At 55.1% G+C, this 24,083-nt stretch carries 16 protein-coding genes and 2 pseudogenes; 14 read left to right on the forward strand and 4 right to left on the reverse strand.

Annotated features, from left to right (window positions below; translation table 11 throughout):
• Positions 1–105: 105 nt before the first annotated feature.
• Both Q1A53_RS18565 and Q1A53_RS18570 read right to left on the reverse strand, forming a co-directional pair.
• Positions 106–1,011 (reverse strand): cyclic nucleotide-binding domain-containing protein, encoded by a 906-nt coding sequence (locus Q1A53_RS18565; protein ID WP_299969285.1) that lies wholly within the window; start codon positions 1,009–1,011, stop codon positions 106–108.
• The gene (locus tag Q1A53_RS18570; protein ID WP_299969287.1) at positions 990–1,871 is read right to left on the reverse strand and encodes a WYL domain-containing protein; all 882 of its coding nucleotides are present in this window, start codon (positions 1,869–1,871) and stop codon (positions 990–992) included. The genes Q1A53_RS18565 and Q1A53_RS18570 overlap by 22 nt, the downstream gene beginning before the upstream one ends.
• 127 nt (positions 1,872–1,998) lie before the next feature.
• On the opposite strand from Q1A53_RS18570, the gene Q1A53_RS18575 reads away from it, so the two are divergent.
• From Q1A53_RS18575 to Q1A53_RS18590, 5 genes are all read left to right on the forward strand, one after another.
• Complete coding sequence (locus Q1A53_RS18575) at positions 1,999–3,606, forward strand: hypothetical protein (RefSeq protein WP_299648454.1); 1,608 nt, start codon at positions 1,999–2,001, stop codon at positions 3,604–3,606.
• Positions 3,603–4,394: an E2 domain-containing protein gene (locus Q1A53_RS23445; RefSeq protein ID WP_366872913.1), complete on the forward strand. Its 792-nt coding sequence runs from the start codon at positions 3,603–3,605 to the stop codon at positions 4,392–4,394. Before Q1A53_RS18575 ends, Q1A53_RS23445 begins: the two co-directional genes overlap by 4 nt.
• A 250-nt stretch (positions 4,395–4,644) precedes the next feature.
• Positions 4,645–5,661, forward strand: coding sequence for an HD domain-containing protein (locus tag Q1A53_RS18580; RefSeq protein ID WP_299969289.1), 1,017 nt, complete (start codon positions 4,645–4,647; stop codon positions 5,659–5,661).
• 4 nt (positions 5,662–5,665) lie between these two features.
• Positions 5,666–6,619 (forward strand): hypothetical protein, encoded by a 954-nt coding sequence (locus tag Q1A53_RS18585; RefSeq protein ID WP_299969291.1) that lies wholly within the window; start codon positions 5,666–5,668, stop codon positions 6,617–6,619.
• A gap of 33 nt (positions 6,620–6,652) precedes the next feature.
• Positions 6,653–7,192 (forward strand): histidine phosphatase family protein, encoded by a 540-nt coding sequence (locus Q1A53_RS18590; RefSeq protein ID WP_299969455.1) that lies wholly within the window; start codon positions 6,653–6,655, stop codon positions 7,190–7,192.
• 106 nt (positions 7,193–7,298) lie between these two features.
• On the opposite strand, the gene Q1A53_RS18595 is transcribed toward Q1A53_RS18590, so the two are convergent.
• Entirely contained in the window at positions 7,299–8,150 is an 852-nt protein-coding gene (locus Q1A53_RS18595; RefSeq protein WP_299969293.1) for a hypothetical protein, read from the reverse strand.
• Between the two features lie 117 nt (positions 8,151–8,267).
• On the opposite strand from Q1A53_RS18595, the gene Q1A53_RS18600 reads away from it, so the two are divergent.
• The 6 genes and pseudogenes from Q1A53_RS18600 to Q1A53_RS18625 all read left to right on the forward strand — a co-directional run bounded on the left by Q1A53_RS18600 (position 8,268) and on the right by Q1A53_RS18625 (position 12,545).
• Positions 8,268–9,011, forward strand: a complete 744-nt coding sequence (locus Q1A53_RS18600) for a helix-turn-helix transcriptional regulator (RefSeq protein WP_299969295.1) — start codon at positions 8,268–8,270, stop codon at positions 9,009–9,011.
• Positions 9,012–9,123: 112 nt separating this feature from the next.
• Positions 9,124–9,503 (forward strand): annotated as a pseudogene (locus Q1A53_RS18605) (transposase); the annotation flags it as partial.
• A gap of 124 nt (positions 9,504–9,627) precedes the next feature.
• Positions 9,628–10,956 carry an ISKra4 family transposase gene (locus tag Q1A53_RS18610; protein WP_299969297.1) on the forward strand — a complete coding sequence of 443 codons (1,329 nt, stop codon included), beginning with the start codon at positions 9,628–9,630 and terminating at the stop codon, positions 10,954–10,956.
• A 201-nt stretch (positions 10,957–11,157) separates the two neighbouring features.
• Positions 11,158–11,403 carry a hypothetical protein gene (locus Q1A53_RS18615; protein WP_299969299.1) on the forward strand — a complete coding sequence of 82 codons (246 nt, stop codon included), beginning with the start codon at positions 11,158–11,160 and terminating at the stop codon, positions 11,401–11,403.
• A gap of 25 nt (positions 11,404–11,428) precedes the next feature.
• Entirely contained in the window at positions 11,429–11,824 is a 396-nt protein-coding gene (locus Q1A53_RS18620; protein WP_299969301.1) for a hypothetical protein, read from the forward strand.
• Positions 11,825–12,341: 517 nt separating this feature from the next.
• Complete coding sequence (locus Q1A53_RS18625; RefSeq protein WP_299969303.1) at positions 12,342–12,545, forward strand: hypothetical protein; 204 nt, start codon at positions 12,342–12,344, stop codon at positions 12,543–12,545.
• 92 nt (positions 12,546–12,637) lie between these two features.
• Here the strand turns inward: Q1A53_RS18625 and Q1A53_RS18630 are convergent, their stop codons facing one another.
• The gene (locus tag Q1A53_RS18630) at positions 12,638–13,093 is read right to left on the reverse strand and encodes a hypothetical protein (protein ID WP_299969305.1); all 456 of its coding nucleotides are present in this window, start codon (positions 13,091–13,093) and stop codon (positions 12,638–12,640) included.
• A gap of 160 nt (positions 13,094–13,253) precedes the next feature.
• Between Q1A53_RS18630 and Q1A53_RS18635 the strand changes: the two genes are divergently transcribed.
• The 3 genes and pseudogenes from Q1A53_RS18635 to Q1A53_RS18645 all read left to right on the forward strand — a co-directional run.
• Positions 13,254–13,541 (forward strand): hypothetical protein, encoded by a 288-nt coding sequence (locus tag Q1A53_RS18635; protein WP_299969307.1) that lies wholly within the window; start codon positions 13,254–13,256, stop codon positions 13,539–13,541.
• A gap of 764 nt (positions 13,542–14,305) precedes the next feature.
• The gene (locus Q1A53_RS18640; protein WP_299969309.1) at positions 14,306–23,662 is read left to right on the forward strand and encodes a calcium-binding protein; all 9,357 of its coding nucleotides are present in this window, start codon (positions 14,306–14,308) and stop codon (positions 23,660–23,662) included.
• Between the two features lie 245 nt (positions 23,663–23,907).
• Positions 23,908–24,072, forward strand: a pseudogene (locus Q1A53_RS18645) (DDE-type integrase/transposase/recombinase); the annotation flags it as partial.
• Positions 24,073–24,083: the final 11 nt, after the last annotated feature.

Raw genomic sequence — 24,083 nt, forward strand, 5'->3', positions numbered from 1 at the left:
CTTTGAAGTACGGGCGGGAATCGGAAGTTCGCTGCAAGCGCAGCCAGCAAAGCAGGGGTTCGCAATACCGGACTTTCGTGAGCCTTAAGTTCGATGGACTTTTTGCTAATGCTGTCTGTGGCTCAGATTTCTCAAGTAGTCGAAGACTCCGCAAACAACGCACAAAAGAAAGAGCACTGCTAGAAATACGGAGGCGACTAGCGGGCTTTGCTCGGGGTTGGCGGTGAAGTTCCAAAAGAAAGGGAAGGGAGCAGTACGCCCATCTACGAAAAAGAAGTAGCTGACGCCGAAGTGTGAGCCGTACAGAATTGTGGCAAGTAGCGCCATTGAGAACGCTCTTCCGTACCGGTGCTGGTGGTCGAAGTACATCGCCAAGCCAACCACGATAGCTGCAGCTAGCGCACTCAGCGATAGTAATTGGCCGGTAGTCAGGTCTGTAAAGTTCCAGAACAGCAACGCAGATATCAGAAAGCTACCACATCCGGTCAGTAGTGGTTTGACAACTTTGGCCAAGAACGGTTGCTCCAGATTTTGCGCAATTTTCCTGCGGTTCATGTTGCTGATGAGCTTCTTAAGCGCGGAAGCAAAATTCGGATTACTGTCTCTGATCTCACGAAACACGCGCCCTGGAAGAACACGTGTTCTCAGTCTGTTTGAACTTGCAATCACAGATGCAGTTCTGGGTTGGCCAGGTTCGTCTGCTGCCAACTCTCCGACTGTGGAAGGTGTGCTGAGCTTATCCAGCCTACCTTTACCTTTTCGGATTACCTCCACTTCGCCAAAAAGAAGAAAATACACATCGTCAGCCTGTTCGCCCTCACCAATTAGCCGATTACCCTTACTGAAGGTGTGGACTTCCGATTCATCCAGAATTTGCTGCGCTATTTCTTCGTCTCCAGCAATGAGTTCGTTGCGCTTCAGCGTTTCCAAGTCCCGCTCAATATCGTCAGCGGCAAGAGTAGAATTGGCCTGAACTTCTGGAGGTTGTGTTAGCTTCTTCGACGCAAACATTCCTCAACCTCCTTGGAATTCAAGACCTCCAGCTGGAAGCTACTTACATTGCGCATCATGCCGTCATCGTCTCGATCGTAGGGATTGAAGCCGTATTGACGCAGTACGTAGAAGAGCATCGCCTTTGTTGTCGGAACTTCTAGGGTCCCGCACTCCATTTCATATTCATGCTCAAGCTGCTTTCTGCGCCATTCATTGAGAGTGGTTGCCGCTGACAACTTCACCGTGATTTCTTCATCCCAATCATCATCGGGCGGTATGGCCTGATCAGGCTTGGCTAACACCTTTGGAGTCGCCATGCGCGTCAGTACAAAATCGGAGAAGCGCTTTTTCTCGAAGTCGTAGGCTCTGACGTGCCAGCGATGCCCGTCACTGACCAGTGCGGTTGGAACCAGCGTGCGCTCGCTGTCTATGCCGGAACTGATGGATGCATAGACGCAATGTAATGCTGAACTAGTCGTTATCGCTTGAACCACTGTTCGAACAATCCGTTTGTCGAGAGGACGTGAAGACACCGACACCGTCGAAACTTCCGGAAGCTCTTTAATCCAAATTTCTTCCTTGGTTCTGAAGCCTCTAGAGAACATCTCAAGATGCATGAAATATTCAGATGCTTCGCCTGAAATCAGTTTGGGTTTAAAGCCTGGACTAGTGACGTACGCACGTTCCCTTGGGTCATACTGCATGTTTCCAGGGCAGCCGTCCAAATAGTTGGTCAGATCATTCGTGGCTTGCTGCGGCGAAATTCCAAACTGATTCTGCAGTTGTGGGCGACCAACGTGCCCACTCCAATTGAGGCAAAACTCGATGAACTCGAAACGTCGTTTGATGCTTGTTTTTAGGTCTTTGAATGGGTTCAAGGCGGTTTCCTCCCGTTGTACCAGATTGTAGCACCTTGACAAAAATTACTGAAGTCCTATTTTCTGTGGTAGACATACTAAATCTTACCGCCTTGTGCTGCGCGAGGTGTCATGAATAGGAGCTGCCATGCCTTGGCGACACAATGTTGCGCAGAAGCGCATAACAAAGCTCATTGATGAAGCGCCCGCTATCGAAGTCCAGAAGTTCCATGAGGACTACCTTCCCCAATTCTTGGAGAGACGCAAAGCGCTGCTAGCGGAGGGTCATCAGGGAACTCCTCCGCTCTATGAGCTGCCCAAGGGTCGCGCCGTCGTTGTGGACGCGGTGCATGTCTATGTGACTTTGGTGAACTACGACGACTACCGAATGGAAGAGCACAGGGAAACGGAAGCATCGCATGCGAAGGCGCTGAAGTTCTTACATCTGCACTATAGTGCTTGCGACCGTGCGATGGAGTTCAGCCCCGCTCAGAGGGTGGATTTTCATGGCGGCCGGATGCATGCTGTCGTTGTCGCGGAAGGGGAAAACGGCGTCACTGAGGAAACTGTGTCAAACGCCTTGGCCTTCGTACGAGACCTTCGTTATGTCGCTGAGCAGGCTAACAAAGAACTCGCAGATGGTGAATTTGAAGCGCGTTTCCGTATCGGAGTAGATGCAGGGCGCTGCGTTGCGATCAACAATGGGACCGGGCACGAGCAGGAGCCTATGTTCCTGGGCAGTCCAGCGAACCATGCAGCCAAGCTAGCAGATGGTGACGAACCGGGCATCTATCTTTCAAATCGCGTGAGGGCTGCAATAGGCCAAGCTGAACTTAGTTCGAGCTTCGAATCCCTGCTCCAGTTGGACGAGGCGACCTATGGGCGTCTTGTCGCATCAAGGGATGTCCGTGAGGGCATCGAGCTCGGCTTCGATCAGATGCCGCGCTCACTTGACGGGGTAATCAATGAATGGCGGACGGCCATCCAAGCACGTTCAGTGCCCGATCCGACCAATCCGAATTTTGTATTTCACTACAAGCGCCCGCCGCTTGCTGAGATTAAGTTCGAGGACATCTCTCCGAGCAAGTCGATTAGGATGCCGCTTGCATCAATCTATGCTGACCTGTCGGGATTCACGGACTACATCGACCGTGCTATCGCGCTTGGCATGATCGCCGATGCCGTCAAAGCCCTGCATGTGTTCCGAGAAGAGTTCCAAAACGTCGTTCATGATGACTTTGGCGGCCGCAAAGTGCGTTTCATTGGAGACTGCATTCATGCATTGCATGCGGAAGGTGATCACCGCGAGACAAGCTCTGAAGAAACCATAATGGAAGCAGCCAAGTGTGCTGGCGCAATCCGGTCTTCGTTTGAGCTGTGCAAGTCGGCTTTGATGGGCGTGAATGAATTGGGATTGGCCATTGGTGTTGAGTACGGTCAGACGCCTATCTCCAAGATCGGAATACAAGGTGACCGCTCGGTTCGTGTTGCATCAAGCAAGACCACGAGCGTCTCTGAAGCTATGCAAAAATCCTGTGATCATAACGAAACGCGTTTTGGACCAGAGGTGCTCAAACTTGCTCCTGTGGCTTTGAACGATCTGATTTCCAGTGACGGGATGGCCGGGGACCTTCAGTTTGACGATGTCAGCACAGCCGTAAGTGCTCCGGCAGTCGCGGAAGTTGCCGCACCATACGCGCGAGCCCACGCACCTTCGGTTGTTACGGATACGCGCGCGCACTTTGAGAAGAAATGAACTCGCTTGATGAACTACTCCAACAGGTACCCGAATGGGTTGAAGTCGAGTCCAGAAAATCAAAAAAGGCAGTAATCAGGGCTACCTGTGTTCGCGATAGCGGAGCGCTTGGTGACGTTTATTCACTCGCAGTCGAGCAATTGGCTTCTGATCGAATAAAAATCTATGAGACCAAGGCCGAACAGAAGTTGCCGAAGTGTTGCGTCGAGCGTCACATCAATTCCGACTCTAGCTTCTGCTTACATTTGGACTCCTCGAAGCCAGTTGGTAGCCCAAAAGCCGCGCGCGATTGGTGGAATAGTCTGGCGAGATATCTTTCCAATCAAGAGTACGCAGCCAGATTTGGTCGTTGGCCGATCAATCAAGGCTTAAGCCACGGAGATGCGGCTACCACTCAAGTTGAAATGGAACGCCTGGCAGACACTGTTGGTTGGAGAGACGAAGTTTTAAGCTCGATCTTTCGAGGGACGGGATTTCTACACGATGCGCCGCTTCGGTTAAGCAAGGACAAATCAAGATTTGTGAACCTGAGAACACCTTGCCCTCGCGGATGCAAGAGGCTTCATTTTCCATACCGCAAGAGATCCTGTGAACGTCACGAGTGCAAAACCGATTGCCAAAGAGACCATCACCCAATCTTACGCGCAAGTTGCCCGAACCGGGACGTTATTGAGAGGCTTAATCGTCTTGAAATCAAACGCCGATCCCAAGAACGGGAGTTACTGAACGATCTCAAGCAGTCAAAAACGTCGTGTTGCGGGACCATGAAGGACTGTCCTTTGGCTTAGCCGTGGTCTGAGCAGGCTGTCTCTCAGCAAGACTGGGGCGGTGAGTTTTGCTTGAAATGTGGCGCCTCGAAGCGCGATTGCGCCGCAGTACGCTAAAGAATCTGAACATGGGCATCGTATCAGCCGAATTTTCATCCTATGTTGGTTGAAAGAGAGATCAAGGAGCGGATACCTAGTGCAGATCCAATGCAACCATAGGCAAGACGGAGAGTGCATCCCAAGGTGGGTTTGCGCACCGACTTTGATGCATATGGCTGATGCAACACCAACTTTGCGCTCCGATGAAGACCTCCGTCTGAGAGATCGCGTTGCGAATGCGCTCTTGCAGACTGTGCCTCTAAAGCGATTGGAGGGCATTGGGTTTTTAGGAGCGATCGACTACGCAAAAAAAGGGTCGGGTCGACAGCCCCATCGGCGTCGCCACAACCGCAAAGAGCATTCGATTGGTGTGGCGAAGCTAGCTGAAACCTATGCCCTTGAAGTTGAGATAGAAGAAAGAGATCGCAAGACACTTGTATGCGCCGCGTTGCTCCACGATATCGGACACGGCCCGCTGTCTCATACTTTAGAACCAGTTTTTGAAGAACGATTTGGGATAAACCATCACCGGACAACCCGAGACATTGTCAAAGGCTCCACCCGATTTGGGTCGCAGATTCTCGACATCTTGAAGGAGTTCGAAGTTGATCCCGATGACGTGCTTGCTTTGATCGAAGGGCAACATGATGGAAAGCAAGCCTTTTTGTTCTCTGCGCCGATCAATATCGACACGCTCGAAGGTATTACGCGATGTCGGGCATTCGTAGGTCCGAGGTCCGCCTTTGGAAGTGCAAGCGCTGCAGTCAGGCGTTGGGCCACATCAGGTCGACTGCCCCAGAATGACTTCGATGATTTTTGGTCGTTAAAGAACAGTGTCTACAATCTGGTGATCAATGCTCCGCTTGGCCGACTGCTTGATACGGTCGCTCAGTCCTATATGGCGGCCAACATCGACAGATTTGGGCCAGACGATTTTCTGAAGACCGAGAGAAGCTTTAGGGCTTCGCATGCGGAACTCTTTTCCTATTTGAATATCGTAGTCAACGACGAGGACGATTTACGGTCGCGGTTGCCGAAATCTTGGTTGGCCGTTGATGTCAAAATTAATGATCGTAAGTTCTTCGTGGACGAAAGCGTCGAACTTGCTGGTCCCCATCAAATCGACGCACGATACAAGCAGACCCGCTCTCGCTATTCCGTGAAGCTCGAAGACCTCATTCAGGGATAGTTCGATGAAGAGTGGTGATACGTCGCCGATTTTAGCGGCTTGCAAAACCGAGTCCGAGCGCCAACTGAGTCAAATGCGGAAAATCGCAACGGACATGTTTGGAGAGCACCCGAACTATCTCTTCGGCGTAAACGGAAGTGTCGCCCGGCGGGAGTGCACAAGTGGTTCGGATGTAGACCTTTTTTTCTTGATCAATGGCAAAGTCACTATTTCTGACGCGCGCAAGGCGCAGGATGCTTATCGGTCAAAGCTGAAGGATGTAGGGCTTGTTATGCCTGCTAATGGGGGCGTTTTTGAAAACCCGTTGAAGATCAACAATCTCCTTAGGACCATTGGGGGAGACGAGGACACCAACGAGTTCATCACACGTCGCATGTTATTTCTGCTCGAAGGTGAGTGGACCTTCAATCGACAGCTGTTCGAGCAGACGCGCACCCGATTGATTGAGCGCTACGTCGCAGACGACTTAGGCGATCACAAGTTAAGCCTCTTTCTTTTGAATGACGTGATCAGGTACTGGCGCACGATCTGTGTGGATTTCGAGCATAAGACGGCGGCGGCAGACAAGCCGAGAGCAATCCGCCTCATTAAGCTGCGGTTTTCCCGCATGCTTCTTTACCTGGGAGGGGTCGCAGCGGTCAGCCAAACGAAAGGACTTGAAGTCGCTGAGAAGCGTCAGAGGCTTGAAGAGCTTTTTGCAATGTCGACGATCGCGCGCTTGCAGGCAATTTTTGGCCCGGCAATAGAAAAGCCGCTTGCGCGATACGGCCGGTTTCTTGCGCAACTCGATGACGCGGACATCCGTACGCAGCTCAAGCTACCAGGCGAACAGGGTTTGCAAACCGCCGCCTATCAGGGCCTGTCCGACGAGGCGCGCGAGTTCAAAAAAGACCTGCTCGACATGTTGATGGATGGGCTTGGAGCAGAGCACGATGTCGTCAAAGCGCTCCTGCTTTAAGCTGAGAGCATGGATCAAAGCTCTGCGTTGAAGATGCCGATATCGCTAGTTTTCCTCAGGCATGCCAGGACGCCTTGGAACAGTGATGGGCTGACGATGGGACAGTCGGACATCCCGCTTTCTGATCTCGGAAAAACGGAAGCGGACCTGGCGGCGACTGCCTTGCAAGAGTATCCGATTGACATGATCGTATGCAGCCCGCTGACTAGATGCCTAATGACGATTGCGCCGTTTCGCGCAACTGGCGATCATGAGTTCGTCTTAGAGCCCAAATTGGCTGAACGAGCTTGGGGCGTTTATGAAGGTGTCCCAAAATCGCAACGAGGTGTCGAGAAAGACCCTGAACTTGGTGAGACGGAGGGTGAATTCCGGCGTCGCGTCACTGAAGCTCTAAGCGCGCTACCAATCGAGAGAAACATCCTCTTGGTCTCACATTCCGGAGTTTTTCGCGAAATCTGCAACCTCGGTTACATTCCTAGTGTAGCTCATGCGAAGCTTCCGCACGCAATTCCTCTAGCTCTTAGTCGTGTTGCAGCGAATGTCCGCAATCTGGGCTGCACGCACAGCAATTGAAGGCTATCATCAACGGCAGCATTGGGCCGCTCGTATCACCAGCCAAAGCCAGAATTGAACAGATGCTACACCCCATCCGATGATCGTCCAGCGCCTGTCCCTCGAACTAATCGTGGGAGTAGGTACGCGCCGACACGTTGCCTTCCAACATGGAAGGGAGAATTAGCGTGTTGTCGTATGCGGCAATATCGGCAAGCCCGGCAGGGTACTCTGCCACGACCGTATGAGTGCCATCCGCGCCGACCTCGAAGAGCTGTCCCGTGATCCAGTCGCTGACCAACAGCGTGTCACCGATCCGCACAATGCCGTCGAGGTTTCCAAGGCGCGGAACGATGGTACTGATCGATTGGGTCTCAAGATCTACCGAAAGCAAAGCGCCCGGTATTTCCGTCGAGAAGTCGTCGCGCAACCCTTGTCCCCAAGACCCGATGACAAGCCGCTCTTCATCCAAGAAAAGGCCATTCGGATGCGCCAATGCCTCCTCTTCAAGCCAGACGGTCATGTCGCCTGCCTGATAGTGCCAGATTTGATTGCCCATCAAGTCGCTGACATAAGCCTGTTCGCCATCGGACGTAATATCATTGAGGAACACCGCGCCCCCGACATCCAGGCTGCGCAAAAGAGTTCCCGCCGCCAAGTCGATCTCGTGCAAACGTGTGAGATCGGCGACAAGAAGCGTTTCCCCTACAATCGCCATGCCTTTGGGCGCATCCAGCCCCGTGATCCAGCTTGGGTCTAAAATCTCGCCATCCAGCGACAGCAAGGCCAAGTGCCCGTTTCCGTCCGCTTCGCCGGGGTGCCCGTGGATGACGCTGACGATGATACGGTCGTGCGTTGCGTCGAAAACCGCACTTTCGGGCATATCGAACGGACCAGCAGTCCAACTTGCCGGATCGGCATGCAAAGACGAGGTCAGACCGATCAGAACAGTCGCGATAGATGTTGAGGCGCGGCTCATGGGTTACTCCTTCTTTCGTAAGGTAACCTCTAGTTTTTAGATACGTGTATCGCAATTCGTCTCTTTCTGGTATCTAAATACGATACCTTTTGTTTCCTTTAGCATTGCGAGGCCATCATGCAGGCGGAACTTTTCGAGCTACTGAAATCTGTCCTGAAAGCGCGCAGGATGACTTATGCCACCTTGGCCGAGCTGTTGGCATTGTCGGAGCCAACCATCAAACGCATCTTTTCGGAGCGGGACTGCAAGCTCAGCCGCATGAACGAGATTTGCGCCGCACTTGGCCTGACGCTTGATGATCTGGTAGCGGAGTCAAATCGCGTCGAGGTGCGGCCAACCCGGCTTACGGACAGCCAGGAGGCAAGACTCGCTGAGGACCGCCCAGCCTTCAACCTGTTTCTTTTGCTTCTGGATGGCATGACGATTGAAGCGATCCATGAACACTATCAGCTAGAGAAGCAGAGGATCTTCAAACTGGGCATGACGCTGGAAAAGATCGGGCTTGCCGAGGTCATGCCGGGCAACCGCATCCGACTGACCGTGCAAAGCCCAGTCGAGTTTCGTCGCGAAGGCCCTCTCCATCAGGCCCTTGTGACGTTGAACATCGCGTTTCTCCGCAGCACCTATCTTGCACAGGATACGGAACACTCGGCCTACCTGACCCAAACTCGCCGCACAACGCACCAGACAGCTCAGCACATTCTCTCGCGTCTTCGTGATGTCCAGATCGAATTGTCGAGCCTCGCCCGAAGAGATCAACTCACCCAACCTGATGATGCGCTCAGAAGCTTCAAGGTGGGCATTGCGCTCTCACCTATCGTGTTTTCCGAACTGCTTTCGCTGGAAGAAGAAGGCCCGTAGTGCCGAAGCCCATAGGTTTTTAACAACTGTCTGACGTCAGCACCAATGGGACAGATTAGGGCGATTTGATAAGAGAGGTTTTCGGGCACATCGTAACCACCAAGGAGTGGAGATTAGACAGAAACCCGGAGCACGAAAGAGCCTCGGCGAGAAGGTCTTTCGAGACATCCGTCGTGCTACCCGCAAACAGTATTCGGCGGAAGAGAAGATCCAGATCGCGCTGGACGGCCTGAAGGGCGAGGCTAGCATTGCCGAGTTGTGCCGCCGTGAGGGTATCGCGCAGAGCCTATATTACAGTTGGTCCACCGAGTTCCTCGAAGCGGGCAAGAAGCGCCTGGCCGGTGACACGGCGCGTGCGGCGACATCGACTGAAGTCAAAGACTTGCGGCGGGAATCCCGTGATTTGAAAGAGGTCGTCGCTGAACAAGCCTTAGAGCTGCCGCTGCTCAAAAAAAGCATGATCACGGATGGGGACGACTACGACTGAGGTACACCATCGCTGCTTTTTAGTGCCTCCCGATAGGTCGGTCGAAAAACGGCTGTGTCACTTGGGAGTGGGCAAAAGTTGGGGGTGTTCGGTTAAGCTACAGGAGTTTTTCAATTACTGGAGGCTGACATGGATGTTCGGATTACCGTGGAGACAAGTTCCGAGACTGGAGAGAAGCGGACGGAAGAGCTTCTTCATCTCAATCTAGCCGACAAGTGTCATAGCCATTTGGGGCTCCGGCTCGAACAAGCGAAAGCACTTCTGGTGCAACTCCAAGGATCAATTCTACGACACCAGATGGAAGAAATTTCTGCGGCGAGCCGGACCTGCCCCTGCTGTGGTCGCACCAGACCCGTTCACGATTACCGGACCAGAGTGCTCGACACGCTCTTTGGCAGGTTTCGGTTGAGGGTCCTTCGGCGTCGCAAATGTTCTTGTCGCTTGGGAGAAGGCGACGCCCTCTCACCCTTTGCACAGGTCCTCCGTGACCGCGCGACACCTGACTTGAGGATGCTTCAGGCCGAGCTCGGTGCCCGCCATTCGTTTCGGGAAGCTGCCCGGATCTTGGAGACGTTTCTGCCCTGCGCTCGGCAACACAATACGACCGTGCGGAACCGCCTCGACATAGTCGCGAAAGACATCACCGACGCAAAGCCGCCGGTGAGCAAAACCCTCTCCTCACAACCTTTAACCGTGTTCATTGACGGAGCTCACATTCGGTGCAGGCCAGAGTATCAGAAACGGCATCTCGATGTTGTGGTAGGCAAGATTGAAACCCACGACATGTGCCGCCGCTTCGGTCTTGCGCCACAAGCTGCGACTTCGTCTTCCAATCAACTTCGGCGCGATTTGGACGCCCTCGGCTGGGACGGTCGGCGACCCGTCACCGTGATTTCGGACGGGGAGGCCGCGCTCCCGAATCTCATTCGCGGGGCAACCAAAGGAAAGATACGACACATCCTCGATTGGTGGCATATCTCGATGCGGGTTCAGCATGTGCAGAACGCCATCAAGGGCCTCGTGCAGAGGAAGGACTTCCCGGGAACAACCGCTCTTCTTATGACCCCCGTCGAGACATTGAGATGGAACCTTTGGCACGGAGAAATTCAGGTTGCCGCGACCCATCTTCAATGGCTGATCGTCGATTGCGCGAGGCTTGCAAAATTCGAAACCGCGTTTCGAGACCAAGCACAGAAAGCGCTCGCCCGCTGCCATGATCTGTATAGCTATCTAGCCAACAACCTCGGCTCGCTCGTCGACTATGGTCGAAGGTATCGACGGGGCCTGCCGATCTCAACTTCTCGCGCCGAAGGGTGTGTCGACGACATCGCAAACGCACGCATGAGCAAACGTAGTCGTATGAGATGGTCGCCACGCGGAGCCCACAATGTGGCCGTCACCAGAGCCGCTGTTCTCGATGGGCGTCTGTCAGTCTCCAATCATAGGATCGCTGCATAACACCCCCAGCTTTTGCCCACTCCCTAAGTCCAGCCTCAATTATCAAAGTAAGTGCTAATTCGCATATTTAAGTGAAAAGCTAAGATGTTGAAATTGCGTAGAACAAATTATCAGCTTTAAGAGCTAAGTCACATCATAATCGCGGTGGCTGTTTGCCGGATAGAAGGTGACGCGAGCTCACCAATCTGGAGTAATAATCGGATGCTTCACTTCATCAAAACTTTCATATCGGTGGTGGCGATTGCGGGCATGCTTTGGAGTCCCACGCCGAGGGCTGCCTCTGCCGAGGACGCTGCCCCAAATCCCGCATCGCCTGCTGTCGATCTGATGTGGAACCGAACGGGGCTGGCGGCGATCTTTCTGTTGCTGGTCAAGTCGCCGCAGAGGCGGGACTATGTCCTGACGTTGATTGACAGAAAGACCGGCGCGAAGGCTTTGACAGCTTAAGTGGAGGATGGCGCGCTGTTTCCAGGTGCTGGTGCCGCCGGGCCGCTTTCGTGTGCGCTTCGCTGCACGTCGGGTCTGGGGGGGCGATGAGAAACGCTTTGGTCCGGGCGCGCTAACTGAGCGGTTTGAGTTGGAAGCGCCGCTCATCTTCGAAGTCCGCGACCCGGGCATCAAGGCCGGGCATATCATCGACCTGTCCATGGCGGCGATCGGGCAGATAGCGCAGACGTTGGCGCTTTTGGTATGTCAGACTAATCGATCGAACGTCTTCCGCTTGCCCGTTGGTCGTGAGATCGATCTTGCGTTCCCGAATGTGGAGAGTCGGCATTTGATCCCATCCTGGCGCGGGCAGTTGGTCTTTCTGAGCGGCACAGTAGTAAGGTGCTTCGTCCCCCAATCCATTTCGCGTGTCGCGGGTTAGGGCAGCATCACGCCTTGTCGACGGGGGTCTGTGGGGGATAGTGAAGCTTGGGGCATGGGGTGTGCGGGGCGTGGCAAGGTCTCGCGTTAACCATATTTGAGAAATATGGTGAATTAGTTAATGCTCGCGTTTAACGATAACTGGACTGTGATAGCGTGCGAGGCAGGAATTCCGAGCCTGTGTGCAAAGAAGTTTTGGCGCGTATTTGATCCAGGTCAAGGTCCGCATCTTGGTAAGCGTCACAGCTTAGCTTTGGGTAGGGTATGATGGGCTGCAATTTAGATAGGAATTTAACAAAGAGCGGGTGAGGGTTTTAGAACAGAAAGCAACGCAAAGAGCTTTCTTTGACAGAAGTTTCGGAGATAAAGAGGTTTTGGCGAGTTCAAAAGGAAAAGACGCCCACAATAAAGCTGGGCAAATTTAGGTTGAATGCAAAAAGTGAGTAGCTCTATTTTTCACAGTCGCCGCAACAATCCGCATACAGCGAACTAAGGTTTGGACCATGCAGGAGTAAAAGATGAAGTTCAATAAAACAAGGCAAAAACAGTTATGTTTTTTTGTCGCCGCTTGGAGTGTATTCCTGTGGTTCAAAGTATTTCCAGAATCTAGGCCAGAAAGATACTCTGATTCAGAGTATATCTTTGATTTCGGGGTTTTTGTATTTCCTATTATCGTGCTTCTGGCCTTTTTAAAGGAGCATTCTGATGGGAAAGGGAAATAGGGATCTTTGATTTCGGTGAAATATCTTCTAGGCAAGCAAACTTTGATTCATTATCAGATTAGGCATTTGTTATGTAGAAGTTTGCCTAAGACCTAAAAATCGAAACCATATATTGAGCCAAGTCTGCCAAACCCGAGTTTGCTAAGGATCCTAGAATACTTCTCAATTTCCACGCCTGTGGATTGACTGAGTATGACCCGAGAGGCTCCTCTGTGCTTAGCCCACTTCAGGTATGCTTTTGAGATTTTGCTTATCGGGAGATTCTTAGAAGATTTAGAGCTTGAGAACATTGCAATATCGACTGCGAGAAGTTCATCCGAGAAGATAAATGGAACAATTTCGGCGGCGAAGAAACCAGATGCCCATTCGCCATCAGTGGCTACCAATAACAAAGTATCTTCGTCGCCTAACAGAAACTCGAATAAGTTCGATATCTTACTGGAGTTTGGTTTGAAGTGGCGAAATTCACTGCTCTCCAGCATTTCATGAGCTAGCCGCATCAAATCAGGAAGATCGGATTCACTGCCTTCCCTTAACCTCATCAACATCCGAAACCTCACCCGAAAGAAACCACTATGCCTAAGTTGTCATATGAACTCCTACTCGTCCATCGACCTATCAACTGGTGCCCAAACGGTGGCGGTCGCTCGAGAGGGCGCGATGCGCGCACTCCTGACCAGCCGTCGTCAGAGACGCAGACTCGCGAGCATGGATATGATGACCTTGACGGTGCGCTATCAAGTCTCGGATCGTCCTCAGATCGCCGAGGTCAAGATCGACCATCCTCTGGCGATCGTGATCATGGGTACGACGATTTGGGTGATCGACTTGGCAGCCTGGGCGTGCCTTCAATGTCAAGTGATCGCGACCGTGGAGAAAGTGGTTCCGGTGGTCCCAAGGGGCGCGCGAGCGATGCGTTTCACAACGCGAATCCCGGAGGTCGGTATGGGGGCGACAGCAGAGATCAAAGTAAGAATGGAAAAAACTATGGCTTGAGCCCTGATCTACAAACAGCAATTAGTGCGGCGGCCGATGCCGTAGGCGATTTTGTAGACAATGTCTCTAACCGCCTCGATGACAGCATATTCGGCAAGGCTGTCAAGATAGGTTCGAAGATGCTTGGGGTTTTTGGTGGGACGGCTGCAAGTACTGCCCTTGCTTACGCTGACGATGGTGCAATTGATAGAATCGAGAAGGGCGGTATCGTCGGCGGTGGGCTTGGTAGCCTCGCTGCTGCGGGAGCGGTTGTTACAACTGGCATCGCTACTGGCCCTGTCGGTTTGGTGATCTCGGCAGGTGTTGTCGCGGTGGGGGGCATCCTTGGCAGTAAATTGGGGGAGGACCTAGCCGGATGGTCAGCTAAAGATAACTTTAGCCCACCCGGTAACATTACCGTCGAAGTTGAGCTGCCAGATGGCCAGATTGAAACACAGACACATACGCTGGCCGGCGAAAACCGGAATGCCGTTACCGGAGAGCACTCATATGAATACGTCAGCACATTCAAAAAGAGTGGAGAAAAACAGGGCCAAACAATACGTCAGACCTTTGATAAAAAAGATATGCGCGGTATCGCCAAAGGCTGGGAAGAAAACCAATTGGGCAAGGACAAGGACCCGGCTCCCGAAGCCCCATTTGATAGTATTATTCAGGACCTTCGGTCAACCATTGCGGAAGCGCAAAATATCCGAAATTGGACGAACTTAGACCCGGCAGACCACTATAACTGGAGGGGCTCTCTCAAGCCTGTTCTTCTTGACTTGGATGGCAATGGCATCGAAATCACCGAGCTGAGCAAATCGACGATCTTCATGGATGCAGGCGGCGATGGGCTTCTGCACCGCACTGCCTGGGCCGGCGCGGGCGACGGGGTGCTCTTCATCGATGATGACGGCGATGGCGCGATCTCGGAGAAGCGGGAGTTTGTCTTCACCGAGTGGGACCCGACTGCAACGGATGATCTGGCAGCACTGCGGGCGGTGTTCGACAGCAGTGACGATGGTGTACTGGACGCCTCGGACGACCGCTTCGCGGACTTCAAGGTCCTCGTGACCAACCCGGACGGATCGACTACAGCGAAGACGCTCACCGAATTGGGCATCACCTCAATCGACCTGACCGCGGACACCACCCGGATTGAGCTGCCGGATGGGTCGATGATCACTGGCGAGACGACGTTCACCCGCGCAGACGGCACAACCGGCAAAGTGGCCAATGCAACGCTCGTGGCCGAGGCGCAAGGATACCGGGTAGAGCAGTCCGAGGGCATCGATGGCGCGGGCAACCGGGTGGTCGTAAACACCGCCTTCAGCGCCACGGGCGATATCGCCTACGTGATCACGTCTGTGACAAGCCCGGACGGCGCGCAAATCACCAACAGCTATGATGACAACGGCGATGGTGTGGTGGATCGCCTCCAGAAGATCACCACCTTGACGGATAATAACGGGAACAAAACAGAAACAACCTCAAGTAGTATCGGCTCGGATCCGGCAACCGCCATTCTTGTCAGCCGTGTGGTCACGACCACAAGCGCGGATGGTTCGGATGTAACGATCCAGCGGGACAGCACCGGCGGTGGCTGGTTCGATCAGGAAGAGATCCGCACGACGGCACCCGACGGCAGCCGCAGCATCGTAATCAACGATCTGGCGCAGGACGGGTCGGTCATTCGCGGCTCGAGCGAGACTACGTCAGTCAACGGGCTGATCCGCACAAAAGGGACCGATGAGGACGGTGATACCGTCGCAGATGCCACGGTCAGCCACAGCATCACCGAGCATGCGGACGCGAGCCGCACTGAGAGCACCGACACACGCAATCAGGACGGCAGTCTGCGGTCCTCCGAAGTGATGGTCGTCGGCCCCGATGGCGAAAGCAAAGTGATCCGGCGAGATGCGGACGGTGACGGGCTCGCGGAAACCGTCGAGGACCTTGCCATCACGCTCAATGCCGGAGGTGACAGCACATCGCTGCTGCGGGTCGAGAATGGTGACGGCAGTCTGCGCAGCGAAACGACCCAGACCCAGTCAGCGGACGCGCTGACGAAGACGATTGCATCGGATGTGGACGGTGACGGCGACATCGACAGCACAACCGTCGATGCGACCGTGATCCACGGCGACGGGAGCCGAGAGAATACGGTGACGGTGACCAACACGGATGGTTCCGTTCGGTCGATGCAGAAGAAAACCCTCGGCGCAGACAAGGTCAGCTCGGAAACCTGGGTTGATCTGGATCAGGATGGTGTCTTCGACGCGGACGAGCGGATCCGTTCAGTCACGATCGACACGGTCACGGAGGAGCGGACCACACTGGATCAGACCCGTGCTCTCGATGGAACCGTGCTGGCCAGCACCACAACGCTCTCCTCGAAAAATGGCCTCACGATCACCACCTCTGTGGATGCGGACGGGGATGGCGATGTCGACACGATCGTCTCCGACACGACAGCGATGAATGGCGCAGGCGTGTCAATGCAGACCGTCGAGACGCGCAACCAGAATGGCACGTTGCGCGACAGAACCGTGGAGATCACCAGCACCGACGGGCTGACCACGACAACGACGGCGGATCTCGACGGGGATGGCGTGCTCGACAGCCAGACCTTGGACGTGCGGGTCCTGGAGGCGGACGGTGGCGTTACCCGCACGGTATCGGCCTATGCCGGCGATGGCACGACCCTGTTGAACCGGACGACCTCGACGGAAAGCGCGGATCGCCGGATCAAGACGACCGATCTGGATACCGATGGCGATGGCATCATCGACGAGCGGACGACCTCCACCGAGGCAGTGGACGGCGCGACGGTTGTCAGTGGCGTCAGGTCCAGCGCCGACGGCACGAAGATTTCCGCCTCGCTGACGTCGGTTAGCGCCAACGGCCTTGTCTCGAGGACCGAGCGGGACCTGGATGGAGACGATGTCGCCGACGTCATCGAGGAGACCGCTACCGTCCTGAATGCGGACGGTAGCCGGACAACCACCACGACAGTTCTGAACGGCGATCTGAGTTTGCGGGGGACGACCATCTCCACTGTCAGCGACGACACGCTGACCGCGCGCGCGCAGCGGGATGCGGATGGCGATGGCGTCTTCGAGCGGGACCAGACCAGCACGAGCCTGCTGAACGCCGACGGCACGTGGGTCACAGCGGATGAAACACGTGCGGCCGACGGCCGTCTGCTGACATCGATTGCGACCGCGGTGAGCGACGATGGTCTGACCACGCGCATGCGCTACGACAGCGATGGCGACGGCATTGCGGACCTCGAGAGCGAGGCAACGACGGTTCTGCACGACGACGGGGGTCGCACGGTGACGCGCGACTTGCGGGAAGCCGGCGGTGGTCTGCGTGACAGCACCAGGACAACTCGGAATGACAATGACAGCTCCGTTCTTGTCGAAGCGGATGTCAACGGTGACGGCGTTGTTGACATGATCACTTCGCGCGTGCTGGCGGAGAGCGGCATCCTGACCGAGACCGTCACGGAGCTTTCCGCCATGGGCGATCTGCAAAGCCGTAGCGAAACGGTCACGAGCGCCAATGGCCTTACAGTGACATCCCGGCTGGACGAGGACGGCGACGGTGTGTTCGAACGCACCAGCCAGGCGACATCCGTGCTCGACGCAGATGGCTCCAGGACCACCACGATTGTGGAAACCGGTGCCGATGGCAGCCGTTTTGCAGGATCGGCGGTGACGGTCTCGGATGATGGCACCACGACGACAGAATTGGTGGACGCAGACGGCAACGGCGCCGATGAGCGCACCACCACCTCGTCGCTGTCCTGGTCTCTCGATGGGATCTGGACCGAGACCGTTCAGGCGACGGCCGAGAACGGAGACCCGCTGAACAGCCGATCAAGCGTGACCAGCGCAGACGGTCGAACCGTCACGACAAGCCTCGACGCGGATGGAAACGGGTTTGACGACGAGATCGTCACCACATCACTCGGTGATGACGGGGCGGTCACGACGGAAACAACCTACCATTCGACGGGCGGCGCTCTGATCGCCAAACAGTCTTCCTTGCTGTCGGCAAACGGCCTGACACGGCTCACGACCCTGGATCGCGACGGCGATGGCACGTTCGAGTTGCGCAGCATGGATCGCACGACGCTGAAGCAGGACGGGGCCACGCATCGTGTGGTGGAGCACCGTGATGGTCACTATGTGGCGCTCGGTCGAGAAGAGTACCTAACCAGCGATGATGGTCTGTCGGTCACGGCGCATCTGGACCTTGACGGCGACGGTGTGGAGGAGGCCTTCACCACCGACGTCACCGAACTGCGCTCGGACGGGGGTGCCGTTCGTGCACAGTTGAGCCGAGACGCGACCGCAACGCTCATGTCCGAGATCACAACGACCACGAGCGGAAACGGCCTCGAAACATTTGTGGTCGCAGATTACGACGGCGATGGCAGGGCGGACCGCCACGTCTCGCGGATCGAAAGCGGTACTGGCGCGGTGAAGCAGACGACCCAGGACTTCGGGGCAGGATATACCCTGACCCGCGCTATTGCCGAAACGATCACTGGCGATGGACGCGCACGCACCCAAACGATCGATCTTGATGGCAACGGATTTGAGGACCGGCGTGTACAATTCAACGAGGATCTCAGTCGTGGGCTGACGTCGGTTCACTCTGACCTGAAAATGGATGGCTCGATATCTGCTGAAGTAAAGACCACGCAATCTGCAAACGGCATGGCCCGGGCGCAGCATTTTGACTTTGACGGGGACGGCTCCGCCGATCGCAGCCGGACGTGGGACACAACGTTCGCTGATGATGGCAGCGTGGTTGTCAGTTTTGCCGAGCGTTTTGGTCAAAGCAGCGTCGCGATGCGCGAAACTGTCACGACCTCCGCCAATGGCTACCGCACGGTGACCGAGACGGACATGGACGGCGACGGCGTCATCGACGGTACAAAGACCACCCTGACGACATATGGCGCGGATGGCAGCACGACCACGACGGCGGTGACGCGCTATGCGGACGATGAGCTGCGATCCAACGTCACGATCACGACCAGCGCTGACGGTCGGACCAGCAGCGAGATTGCGGACTACGACGGCAATGGCATTGCCGACAAACAAATCTCGCGCAGCCTACGATCCGACGGGCAGGAAGTGGTCATCGAGCGGTCGTTCAACGAAGGCGGCAGCGAGACCAACCGGTTCGTGACGACGACCTCGTCCGACGGGCTCGTGACCACCTTCCTCCGGGACGGCAATCTGCAAACCATCACCCGCTCCGTCGTGGATCCTCGTAGCTATGTCTGGGACAACGGCGTGACTGCCTCGGTTTCAGGAGAAAGAATCGTCGTTTCACACGAGTTCGACACGTTTGGAATCGAAACCTGGACGAGCGAAAAAAGCTATTACAGCAGCTCCGGCGTGCTTTTGAGGGAGACCGCTGAAGCGCGCCTCGATCAATCCGCCATGAACCGGGTCCTGGATGAAGCGGCGCGCATTTTCGATACGGTTCTTGATAGGGACATGGACTTCAACGAGATCGAAACTCTGGTCGAGTGGGTCGAGGATGCAGAGCTCAAGCTGGAGGATCTCGCGAGCGAACTGCTGTCATCATACGAGTTCTCGACCCGTTATGGCACCCAATCCAATGCCGAGTTTCTGACGCAGATCTACCTCAATTCCTTCGGACGGGCGCCAGACCTTCAGGAATTGCATCGCGATCTGGACGCGCTTGCAACCAGTGCCCTGTCGAAGACCGATCTTGCCTTAAGGCTGTCGGAATCAATTGAGCATCTGATCATCGGCAATGAACACCGCTCTACCAACAACTTTGACGTGATCATCAACCCTGCGGAGTTCGAGCGGACCCTCGACCGGGCCTATGTCGAAAGTCTGGTCAAAAGCCTGATTGACGTCACCTACGACCGTGACGCCACCGCGCAAGAGTTGGCTCATTTCAGCGATCTGCTGTTGGAGGATACGGACAAACTCGATGACATTGCAGTCAAGCTGCTCGCGGCGGATGCCAATATACAAGGAGTTGCCTCCACAAGCCTTGCTGGCTTGACTGGTACGGCCCTTGTTCAACAGGCGTTCCTGAACGCGCTCGGGCGTGCGCCGGATCCATCGGAGCTTGCCACGTGGGAACAGAACCTATCTTCGGGGCGGCTATCGGCTGCGCAGTTCATTGCGTCTCTTGCGCAGAGCCCGGACCATCTGGCCATTGGCAGGGCGCATGTCGCGAATACGTCCGAAACCATCACCGTCAGCACAGGATCCGCTGCGGTGAACGTGCTCACCGGTGGTGCGGGACAGGACGATCTTCGCGGATTTGATGGCAACGATACACTGACAGGTGGGGCCGGGAGCGACCGGCTCACCGGTGGTGCGGGTAACGACTACCTGAACGGTAGTTCGGGCAACGACATCTACGTCTGGTCACGTGGTCACGGGAGCGACACGATTTACGACGGTGCGACGTCTTTGTCGGACACGGACAGTCTTGTTCTGACTGACCTGACTTCCGGCGACGTAACACTGACGCGGCCCAACGATTCCAGCTACGGCATGGTGCTGGCAGTCAAGGGCTCAAACGAGGTCCTGACGTTCCAACAACAGTATTATTTCTACGATACCCGTGGTTACGGTATCGAGATGATCGAGTTCAGCGATGGAGAGGTTTGGACAAAGGAGCGGATCGAGGCAGAAACAAAAACCGAAGGCACGAATGGCAACCAGGGCCACATCGTAAACACCTTTGCGGATGACGCTCTCTACGGCTTGGGCGGAAACGATACCTTTGGTGGCGGAAAAGGTGATGACCGTCTCGTCGGTGGGCTGGGTGATGACAGAATGAACGGCGGTGAGGGCAGCGACAGCTACGTCTGGACGACGCTGGACGGCAACGACACGATCAACGACACGGCGACATCGCTTACCGATGTTGACATGCTGGTTCTAACGGACGTGAACCACGATGATGTCACGCTGATCCGTCCTAACGACAATAGCTATGATCTGCAGCTGACAATCGATACCACTGGAGAAGTCCTGACCTTTTTCGACCAATACTACTTTTACGAGACCCGCGGTTACGGGATCGAGATGATCAGCTTTGCCGATGGCATTACCTGGGCCAAGGACGACATTGAAAGGAATTCGACGACCTTTGGCACAGATGGCGTCGAAGGCGCTATCGTGAACTCTTTCGCACATGATGCGATTTACGCCCTCGGTGGAAATGACATCTTCGGCGGTGGTCGGGGCGATGATACCCTCGTTGGAGGATTGGGCGACGACCGCATGAACGGCGGTGAAGGCAACGATACCTACATCTGGTCTACTGGTGACGGCAATGACACCATTCATGACACCGCCACGTCGATGACGGATGTGGACAAGCTTGTCCTGAAAGACGTTGACTCGACCGATGTTGAACTGACGCGCCCCAATGACAGCAGCTACGGTATGAGACTTACGGTCGGCGCAACCGGTGAGGTTATCACCTTTACCCAGCAATATCTCTTCTACGATAGCCGCGGCTACGGGATCGAAATGATTGAGTTCGCCGACGGTGTCACCTGGGTGAAGGATGAGATCGAGGCGCGCACCCGTACTTACGGGACCGACGGTAACCAAGGCGCAATCATAAATACCTTCGCAGATGATAATATCTACGGACTAGACGGGAACGATGTGTTCGGGGGCGGCAAGGGCGACGATCGCCTTGTCGGCGGACTGGGCGCTGATCGCATGAACGGCGGCGAGGGCAACGACGTGTATATCTGGTCCCGGGGAGACGGCAACGATACAATCAACGATACATCGACATCACTGAGTGAGGTTGACGTCCTGAAACTGGAGAATGTGGACGTCAAGGATGCAGATCTATCGCAGGTCGGTAGCAATCTGGTCATTACCATCGTCCCAACCGGCGAAAGCCTGACTGATACCAATCGCTTCCAGTCTGCTACACTCGGGTATGGCCTCGAAGTTCTGGCGTTTGCGGATGGATCCCTGGTTGAAGTTCTCAACCAGCCGGTGGCTGAAACGGTCATCACTGGGACCAGTGCTTCGAATACGCTGGTCGGATGGGGCTTCAAAGACCGGATCTTTGGGCTTGAAGGCAATGACACGCTGGACGGCAAAGGCGGAGACGATCGGCTCGAAGGCGGCGAAGGCGTGGATCTGCTCAAAGGAGGCGGTGGGAACGACCGCTACATATGGACAACAGGAGATGGCAGCGACACCATCGATGACAGTGCAACGTCTTTAAGTGACATCGATACGCTGGTGCTTACTGATGTGTCCTCGACAGAGGTGACGCTCACCCGACCTAATGACGCTACGTTTAACTTGCTCATTACAATGGACGGAAGCCCCGAAGTACTCACGATCAAAAAGCACTTCGCCTACTACGACACGCGGGGTACGGGCATCGAAGCCATTGAGTTCAGCGACGGCGTTATCTGGACCAAAGATGAGATCGAGGCAAAGACTAAGATTTACGGTACCGCTGCCAATGATACGTCGATCCAGATCAGTTGGGCGGATGACCATATCTACGGGCTTGCGGGCAACGATACGCTGCGCGGCGACAAGGGTGACGATCACCTTTTTGGTGGTGAGGGCGTCGATCACCTGGACGGCGGCGTTGGCAATGACCGCTACGTCTGGACCCCCGGCGATGGCAATGACACGATCCACGACACGGCGACGTCTCTGAGTGAGGTAGATCGGCTTGTCCTGAAAAATGTGACGTCGGAAGATGTCACGCTTACCCGCCCTAACGACGCCACATTCGCTCTGCAAGTGAGGGTCGATACCACAGGTGAAATGATCACCGTCCATCGACACTTTGCGTTCTACGATACCGAAGGGGTCGGCATCGAAGCCATTGAGTTCAGCGACGGCGTCATCTGGACCAAGGATGAGATCGAGGCAAAGACTAAGATTTACGGTACCGCTGCCAATGATACGTCGATCCAGATCAGTTGGGCGGATGACCATATCTACGGGCTTGCGGGCAACGATACGCTGCGCGGCGACAAGGGTGACGATCACCTTTTTGGTGGTGAGGGCGTCGATCACCTGGACGGCGGCGTTGGCAATGACCGCTACGTCTGGACCCCCGGCGATGGCAATGACACGATCCACGACACGGCGAGGTCTCTGAGTGAGGTAGATCGGCTTGTCCTGAAAAATGTGACGTCGGAAGATGTCACGCTTACCCGCCCTAACGACGCCACATTCGCTCTGCAAGTGAGGGTCGATACCACAGGTGAAATGATCACCGTCCATCGACACTTTGCGTTCTACGATACCGAAGGGGTCGGCATCGAAGCCATTGAGTTCAGCGACGGCGTCATCTGGACCAAGGATGAGATCGAGGCAAAGACCACCATATCACTCACCAGTGGCAATGATGGATCCTTCTTCTACAGCTTTGCTGGGGACAATGTCTACGGTCTCGATGGCAATGACACGCTGAAGACCCACGAAGGGGATGACACTCTTGTCGGTGGCCTTGGCGCGGATCATCTGGACGGCCAAGACGGGATCGACACGGCGAGCTATCATCTCTCCGGGCAAGGGGTCATCGTCGATCTTGACATCTCTGGCGGACAGATCGGTGCTAATGGTGGCGAAGAGGTGGGTGATGTGCTTGTCAACATCGAGGCGCTGGAAGGCTCACTGTTCGATGATCAGCTGACGGCCGGATCCGCAGGTAGCATCCTCCGGGGGCTTTCGGGAGACGATGATCTGACAGGTGGGGCAGGTGCCGACCAAATGGATGGTGGAGAAGGCAGCGATACGCTGGTCGGCAACGACGGCTTTGATACCCTCGTGGGCGGAGCGGCAGACGATAGCCTGTTTGGTGGTGCCGGGAACGACCTGCTAACCGGTGGGATCGGCGCAGACGTCTTCATATTTGAGCTGAAGGATGGCAGTGATACGATCACTGACTTCGAGGATGGCATCGATCAGATTCGACTCTCCGGAACTGGGCTGAGCTTCACAGATCTTACAATCATCGGACAGAGCGGCGATGCCATGATCTCCTTTGGCACGGATAATGTGATTGTTGTCACGAACATCGACCATACCATCCTGACAGAAGCCGACTTTCAGTTCGTCTAGTTGTCAGTTGGCACCGTGTTGCGCGACGGCAGTGCTTATTGACCGAACCTGGACGGTTCTGTCGCGTTAGCCAAGCTATTGGTGCGATCCTGTCTGCAAGCAGGAGCCGCCATGCCGCGTCGTGACCCGTTCAAAGGCCATCGATTTCCGAAATTATGTGATCCTGTTCGCCGTTCAGTGGTATTGCCGGTTTCCACTTTCATATCGTGAAGTTCGTGATCTTGTTGCCGAGGGTGGGATCACCGCGTCGGATCTGGATCCATAGGTCGAAGTATCTCAACAACATCGTCAAGCAGGACCACCGGGGCGTGAAACGACGAACGCGACCAATGATCGGCTTCAAATCACTCGGATCAGCAGTGGCGACTTTGAGCGGGATTGAAACGGCGCACCTGATCAGGAAGGGGTAACTGGGCCGAGG

This window comes from uncultured Roseobacter sp. (genome assembly GCF_947496515.1).
Lineage (GTDB): Bacteria > Pseudomonadota > Alphaproteobacteria > Rhodobacterales > Rhodobacteraceae > Roseobacter.